Genomic DNA, 7,461 nt, shown 5'->3' with positions numbered 1-7,461 from the left:
CGGCCCGGGCACCTGCGCCGGCAAGCCGAAGCCGGCCGGCAAGGTGCTCCAGGGCTACTGGGAGAACTGGGACGGCGCGGCCAACGGCGTCCACCCGCCGCTGGGCTGGATCCCGATCACCGACGCCCGGATCCCCGCGCACGGGTACAACGTGATCAACGCGGCGTTCCCCGTCATCCGCGCCGACGGCACCGTGCTCTGGGAGGACGGCATGGACGCCACCGTCAAGGTGCCCACTCCCGCCGAGATGTGCCGCGCCAAGGCGGCCGGCCTGACCATCCTCCTGTCGATCGGTGGCGCGACCGCCGGAATCGACCTCAGCTCGGCCGCCGTCGCCGACCGGTTCGTCGCGACCGTCGTACCGATCCTCCAGCAGTACAACTTCGACGGCATCGACATCGACATCGAGACCGGGCTCACCGGCAGCGGGAACATCTCCCAGCTCTCCCCGTCGCAGGCGAACCTGATCCGCATCATCGACGGGGTGCTGGCGCGGATGCCCGCCGGCTTCGGCCTCACCATGGCGCCGGAGACCGCGTACGTCACCGGCGGCAGCGTCACCTACGGCTCCATCTGGGGCGCGTACCTGCCGATCATCAAGCGGTACGCCGACAACGGCCGGCTCTGGTGGCTGAACATGCAGTACTACAACGGCAGCATGTACGGCTGCTCCGGCGACTCCTACCCGGCCGGGACCGTGCAGGGCTTCACCGCCCAGACCGACTGCCTCAACGCCGGGCTGGTCGTGCAGGGCACCACCATCCGGGTCCCGTACGACAAGCAGGTCCCCGGACTGCCGGCGCAGCCCGGCGCCGGGGGCGGCCACATGGCCCCGGCGACGGTGGCCCAGGCGTGGAACACCTACCGGGGTGGCCTGAAGGGCCTGATGACCTGGTCGCTGAACTGGGACGGGTCGAAGGGCTGGACCTTCGGCGACAACGTGCGGACCCTCCAGGGCCGCTGAGCCGCCGCGCACCCCGCGCGTCAACCGCCGGCCGCACCCCCGCGGCCGGCGGTCGGCGCCCCGGAACGCGCGGCGCCTCCGTCGCGTTCAGGGCCGGAACCGGTAGCCCATGCCGGGCTCGGTGATGAGGTGGCGCGGGCGGGCCGGGTCGTCCTCCAGCTTGCGGCGCAGCTGGGCCATGTACTGGCGCAGGTAGTTGGTCTCGTTCTGGTACTCGGGACCCCAGACGTCGTGCAGGAGCTGGCGCTGGCTGACGAGCTTGCCCGGGTGACGCAGCAGCTGTTCGAGCACCCCCCACTGGGTTGGGGTGAGCCGGACGTCGGCGCCGTCGTCCCGGGTGACCGTACGGGCGGCGAGGTCGACGGTGTGCCGGCCGACGCGCAGCGTGGCGGTGGTCGCGTCGGCGCTGACGTGCAGTCGCCGGGTCACGGCGCGGATCCGGGCGAGGAGTTCGTCGATGCCGAAGGGCTTGGTGACGTAGTCGTCGGCGCCGGCGTCCAGGGCCGCGACCTTGTCCTGGCTGCCGGCGCGGCCGGAGAGCACGATGATCGGGACGTGCGTCCAGCCCCGCAGGCCCCGGATGACCTCCACCCCGTCGATGTCGGGCAGGCCGAGGTCGAGCACCACCAGGTCGGGCGGGTCGCTGGCGGCTGCCTTGAGCGCGGCCGTGCCGGTCGCGACGGCCTGCACCTCGTAGCCCCGGACCCGCAGGTTGATCCGCAGGGCACGGACGATCTGCGGCTCGTCGTCGACGACCAGGATACGGGTCATTCCTGCTGCCCCTCTGCGGCGCTCGAGGTGGCGGCGGGCAACCGCAGCACCATGGTGAGGCCGCCCCCGGGGGTGGTCTCGGGAGTGATGCTGCCACCCATCGCCTCGGCGAGGCCGCGGGAGAGGGCCAGGCCGAGGCCGACGCCGGTGGCGTTGTCCCGGTCGCCCAGGCGCTGGAACGGCAGGAAGACGTGCTCCCACTGGTCCTGCGGGATGCCGGGACCGACATCGATGACGCGCAGCTCCACCTGGCCGGCGTGGGCGCTGGCGGTGATGGCCGGGGGCCGCCCGGGCGGGCTGTGCCGCAGGGCGTTGGCGACGATGTTGACCAGCACCCGCTCCAGCAGCCCCGGGTCGGCGACGGCGGCGGGCAGGTCGGCGGGGATGTCGGTGCCGACGTCGGCGGCCTGCGGACCCAGCTCGTCCAGGGCCCTCGGCACCGCGTCCTCCAGCCCGATCGGCACGCGGGTCACGCCGAGGGCACCGGCCTGCAGGCGGCTCATGTCCAGCAGGTTCGCCACGAGCCGCCCGAGCCGGTCCAGGGACTCGTCGGCGGTGGCCAGCAGCTCGTCCCGGTCGTCCGCGTCGAACTCGATGTCGTGGCTGCGCAGGCTGCTCACCGCGGCCTTCGCCGAGGCCAGCGGCGTACGCAGGTCGTGGCTGACCGCGGCGAGCAGCGCCGTACGCATCCGGTCGGCCTCGGCGAGCGGCCGGGCGCTGGCCGCCTCCTCGGCGAGGCGTTCCTGCCGCAGCGCGACCGCTGCCTGCGCGGCGAACGCCTCCACGACGCGCCGGTCCGCCGCCTCCAGCCGCCGGCCGGAAAGCACCACGGTGAGCCCGTCGTCCACCGGCACGGCCGTCTCGCCCGCGCCCGGGTTGCCCGCCGGATCCTCGCCGACGCTGGCCACGATCCGCCACGCCCCGTCCTCGCTGGCGTGCCCGGGCCGTCCCCCGGCGTCGGCGACGAGTTCGAGGACGCTGACCGCGCGCAGCCCGAACGTCTCGCGCAGCCGGTCCAGCAGCGCCGGCAGCGGCCGCTCGCCGCGCAGGACGCCACCGGCCACCGTGGCCAGCGTCTGCGCGTCGGCGGAGGCGCGCGCCGCCTCCCTGGTGCGCCGCGCCGCGACGTCGACGACCCCGCTGACGGCTACGGCGACGGCGACGAAGACGCCCAGGGCGAGCAGGTTGTCGGCCTCGGCGATGGTCAGCGTGCGGAACGGGGGCGTGAAGAACCAGTTGAGCAGCAGGGAACCGCCCAGCGCGGCGACCAGCGCCGGCCACAGCCCGCCGACGAGCGCGACCCCGACGACGCCGGTGAGGAAGAGCAGGATGTCGTTGGTGAGGCTGAGGTCCGGCAGGGCCCGCAGCAGGACCGTCAGCAGCGGCATGCCGAGCCCGGCGAGGCCGAAGCCGAGCAGCCGGCGCCGCCGCGACAGCGCGGCCGGCACGCCCGCGCCGCGCCGCCCCCGGCCCATCTCCGGGTGGGTGACCAGGTGCACGTCGATCGGCCCGGACAGCGCCGTGGTGGTCACCCCCACGCCACGGGAGACGAGCTGCGCGAACCGGCCGCGCCGGCTCGCGCCGAGCACCAGCTGGGTGGCGTTCACGCCCCGGGCGAAGTCGAGCAGCGCCGCCGGGATGTCGGCGCCGAGCACCTGGTGGTACGTGCCGCCGAGGCTCTCCACCAGCACGCGCTGCCGGGCGAGCTGCGCCGGATCGGCGCCGGCCAGCCCGTCGCTGCGGGCGACGTGCACGGCCAGCAGGTCCGCGCCCTTGCTACGGGCCGCGACCCGCGCGGCGCGGCGGATGAGCGGCGCGCCCTCCGGCCCGCCCGTGAGCGCCACCACCACCCGCTCGCGGGCCTCCCAGGTCTCGGAGATGCCCTGCTGGGCGCGGTAGGCGCCGAGCTGCTCGTCGACCTTGTCGGCCAGCCACAGCAGGGCCAGCTCGCGCAGGGCCGTGAGGTTGCCGATGCGGAAGTAGTTGCCCAGGGCCGCGTCGATCCGGTCCGGCCGGTAGATGTTGCCGTGCGCCATCCGGCGGCGCAGCGCCTCCGGGGTCATGTCGACCAGCTCGACCTGTTCGGCGGCGCGGACCACCGCGTCGGGCACCGTCTCGCGCTGGGTGGTGCCGGTGATGCGCGCGACGACGTCGTTGACCGATTCGAGGTGCTGGACGTTGACGGTCGACAGGACGGTGATGCCGGCGTCGAGCAGCTCCCGCACGTCCTGCCAGCGCTTCTCGTGACGCGAGCCGGGCACGTTGGTGTGGGCCAGTTCGTCGACCACGGCGACCTCGGGCCGCCGGGCCAGCACCGCGTCGAGATCCATCTCGGTGAACGCGGCGCCGCGGTAGGTCACCACCCGACGCGGCAACACCTCCAGGTCGCCGACCATCGCGGCGGTCTGGGCGCGACCGTGGGTCTCGACCAGGCCGACCACCACGTCGGTGCCGCGCTCGGCGCGCCGCCGGGCCTCCTCCAGCATCGCGTACGTCTTGCCGACGCCGGGCGCGGCCCCGAGGTAGATGCGCAGTTCTCCCCTGGGCACGCAGCCATCCTCCCTGATCACCGGCACGGCCGGTCGTCGGACCACGGACCACGGGTGGGGCGGGGCACCCGGCCCCGCCCCACGCCGGCCATCACGCGACGGGCAGCGCCTCGTCGAGGGCGAGGTTGAGGGCGAGCACGTCGACGGCGGGGGCGCCCATGAACCCGAGCACCCGGCCCCGGGTGTGCGCGGCGACGAGGCGCCGGACCGCCGCCGGGTCCGCGCCCCGCTCACGGGCCACCCGCGCCACCTGGATGTCGGCGTACGCCGGACTGATGTGCGGGTCGAGGCCGCTGCCGCTGGCGGTGACCGCGTCGGCGGGCACGGCGGGGTTCTGTGGCGCGTCGCCCCGCACCGGCACGATCAGACCGCCGGCGGCCACGAGGTCCTCGCCGGGCCGGGCCAGCTCCACGGCCACCCCCTCGTGCGTGGCGAGGAACGGGGTGGCCGGCGCGCTCTGGTTGACGCTGACGACCCGGGTGACGGTGCCGGTCAGCCCGTCGGCGCGGAACACCGCCAGCACCGCCCCCACGCCGTCGGGGGTGCAGTAGGGACGCCGGCCGTCGACGCCGTCGAGTTCGCCGACGGCGCGACTGCGGGCGCAGACCTGGCTGAGCAGGCTCCGGCTCGACGCGCGCGGGTCCACGGCGAGCGTGTCGACCACGCTCTCCGGGCCGAGGTTGGACGCCGCGGTGGCCGTCGGGTCGTAGCCGTCGCCGGCGGCCGACGGCCGGGACTGGAAGTACCGGGGCACGGGCGCACCGTCGGCATCGGTGAACGCCTGGCCGATCAGGGCGCTGCCGACCGGCCGGCCGTCGGCGGCGAGCAGGGACCCGTTCGTCCTGTCGCGCAGGCCGGGCAGCCGACCGGCGCCGACCAGGGCGAGCGGGTAGGCCAGGCCGAGCAGCACCGTGAAGACCAGCAGCGCGCGCAGCGCGGCCACGTGTGCGGAGAGCCAGGTGGGCAGACGCATCAGGAGACCCCCGGGAGGAATTGCAGGAGCAGGTCGACGAGCTTGATGCCGACGAACGGCACGACGATGCCGCCGAGGCCGTAGACCAGCAGGTTGCGGCGCAGCAGCCGCGAGGCCGACGCCGGCCGGTAGCGCACACCGCGCAGGGCCAGCGGGATCAGGGCGACGATGACCACGGCGTTGAAGACGACGGCGGCGAGGATGGCCGACTCGGGACTGGCCAGCCGCATGACGTTCAACGCGTCGAGGCCCGGGTGGATGCCGGCGAACATGGCGGGGACGATCGCGAAGTACTTCGCCACGTCGTTGGCGATCGAGAAGGTGGTCAGCGCGCCCCGGGTGATCAGCAGTTGCTTGCCGATCTCCACGATCTCGATCAGCTTGGTCGGGTCGGAGTCCAGGTCGACCATGTTGCCGGCCTCCTTCGCGGCCGACGTGCCGGTGTTCATCGCGACGCCGACGTCGGCCTGGGCGAGGGCGGGGGCGTCGTTGGTGCCGTCGCCGGTCATCGCGACCAGCCGGCCGCCCTGCTGCTCCCGCCGGATCAGGGCGAGCTTGTCCTCGGGGGTGGCCTCGGCGAGGAAGTCGTCGACGCCCGCCTCGGCGGCGATCGCCGCGGCCGTACGCGGGTTGTCGCCGGTGACCATCACGGTGCGGATGCCCATCCGGCGCATCTCGTCGAAGCGCTCCCGCATGCCGGCCTTGACCACGTCCTTGAGGTGGATCACCCCCAGGGCCCGGGCCGGCTCGCCGTCGACGTGCTCGGCGACCACCAGCGGGGTGCCGCCCGCGCCGCTGATCTCGTCGACGATCCGCCCGAGCTGCCCGGCGGGTTCGCCGCCGTGCTCGCGGACCCACCCGGTGACGGCGGAGGCGGCGCCCTTGCGGATCCGCCGGGCCGGCCGGAGCGCGCTCCCGTCGGGGTCGAGGTCGACGCCGCTCATCCGGGTCTGCGCGGTGAACGGCACGAACGTGGTGTGCGGGAGCAGACCGGGCTCGCGCTCGCGCAGCCCGAACTCCTGCTTGGCCAGGACGACCACCGAGCGGCCCTCGGGGGTCTCGTCGGCGAGGCTGGCCAGCTGCGCCGCGTCGGCGACGAAACTCGCGTCGACGCCGTCGACGGGCAGGAACCCGGCGGCCTGCCGGTTGCCGAGGGTGATGGTGCCGGTCTTGTCCAGCAGGAGGGTGTCGACGTCGCCGGCCGCCTCCACGGCCCGGCCGCTCATGGCCAGGACGTTGCGCTGGACCAGGCGGTCCATGCCGGCGATGCCGATGGCCGACAGCAGCGCGCCGATGGTGGTGGGGATGAGGCAGACCAGCAGCGACACCAGCACCACGCCCGTCACGCCGGCGTCGGTGATCGCGCCGTTGTCGGGCGCCGCCGCCTGGTGGCCCTTGGCGAAGACGGCAAGCGGCTGGAGGGTCGCCACCACCAGCAGGAAGACGACGGTGAGCGCGGCGAGCAGGACGTTCAGCGCGATCTCGTTCGGCGTCTTCTGCCGGTTGGCGCCCTCGACCAGCGCGATCATCCGGTCGACGAAGCTCTCCCCCGGCCGCTGGGTGATCCGTACGACGATCCGGTCGGAGAGCACCCGGGTGCCGCCGGTGACCGCGCTGCGGTCGCCACCGGACTCCCTGATCACCGGGGCGGACTCGCCGGTGATGGCCGACTCGTCGACGCTGGCGATGCCCTCCACCACGTCGCCGTCGCCCGGGATCAGCTCCCCGGCCGCCACCAGGACGACGTCGCCCTGCCCGAGCTCCGGCGCGGGCACCGCCTCGTCGCGGTAGGTGCCGGCCGCGGCGCCCGGCGTCCAGCCGCGCAGGCGGGTGGCCACGGTGTCCTTCCTGGCGTGGCGCAGGCTGGCGGCCTGTGCCTTGCCGCGCCCCTCGGCCACGGCCTCGGCGAGGTTGGCGAAGAGCACGGTCAGCCACAGCCAGGCCGCGACGGCGAACGCGAACGCCGACGGGTCGGCCAGCGCGAGCACGGTGGTGCAGGCCGCGCCGATCTCGACGATCAGCATCACGGGGTTGCGCCACAGGGTGCGGGGGTCGAGCTTGCGCAGCGCGTCGGGCAGCGACCGCAGCAGCTGCCGCGCGTCCAGCAGGCCGCCGCCCCGGCCACCGCGTACGGCAGGGGTGCCCGCGTCGGCCCGGGCCTCGGGTGCCCGCGTGTCGACGGTCATGGTCTCTTTCCTCATCGG

The 7,461-nt window shown here is 74.6% G+C and carries 5 protein-coding genes; 1 reads left to right on the top strand and 4 read right to left on the bottom strand.

All coding sequences use genetic code 11. The annotated features are described in order from the left end of the window. A partial coding sequence (locus F6X68_RS02675) for a chitinase (protein ID WP_151452739.1) occupies positions 1–964 on the top strand: 964 nt, incomplete at its 5' end. 87 nt (positions 965–1,051) lie between these two features. On the opposite strand, the gene F6X68_RS02670 is transcribed toward F6X68_RS02675, so the two are convergent. The 4 genes from F6X68_RS02670 to kdpB form a co-directional block, all read right to left on the bottom strand. Next, a complete protein-coding gene (locus tag F6X68_RS02670; RefSeq protein ID WP_151452738.1) occupies positions 1,052–1,735 on the bottom strand; it encodes a response regulator in 684 nt (227 codons plus the stop codon). Continuing rightward, positions 1,732–4,284, bottom strand: a complete 2,553-nt coding sequence (locus F6X68_RS02665) for a DUF4118 domain-containing protein (RefSeq protein ID WP_151452737.1) — start codon at positions 4,282–4,284, stop codon at positions 1,732–1,734. The genes F6X68_RS02670 and F6X68_RS02665 overlap by 4 nt, the downstream gene beginning before the upstream one ends. Positions 4,285–4,375: 91 nt before the next feature. Further along, entirely contained in the window at positions 4,376–5,257 is an 882-nt protein-coding gene (locus F6X68_RS02660; RefSeq protein WP_151452736.1) for a potassium-transporting ATPase subunit C, read from the bottom strand. Further along, positions 5,257–7,443, bottom strand: coding sequence for a potassium-transporting ATPase subunit KdpB (gene kdpB / locus F6X68_RS02655; protein ID WP_151452735.1), 2,187 nt, complete (start codon positions 7,441–7,443; stop codon positions 5,257–5,259). The genes F6X68_RS02660 and kdpB overlap by 1 nt, the downstream gene beginning before the upstream one ends. Positions 7,444–7,461: the final 18 nt, after the last annotated feature.

This window comes from Micromonospora sp. AMSO12t (genome assembly GCF_008806585.1).
Taxonomy (GTDB): Bacteria; Actinomycetota; Actinomycetes; order Mycobacteriales; family Micromonosporaceae; genus Micromonospora; species Micromonospora reichwaldensis.
This window is presented reverse-complemented; position numbering and strand designations above follow the sequence as displayed.

Bases quoted from the DNA above. Each gene is read 5' to 3' on its own strand.
- kdpB (WP_151452735.1), bottom strand. From the start codon at position 7,443: ATGACCGTCGACACGCGGGCACCCGAGGCCCGGGCCGACGCGGGCACC.
- F6X68_RS02660 (WP_151452736.1), bottom strand. From the start codon at position 5,257: ATGCGTCTGCCCACCTGGCTCTCCGCACACGTGGCCGCGCTGCGCGCG.
- F6X68_RS02670 (WP_151452738.1), bottom strand. From the start codon at position 1,735: ATGACCCGTATCCTGGTCGTCGACGACGAGCCGCAGATCGTCCGTGCC.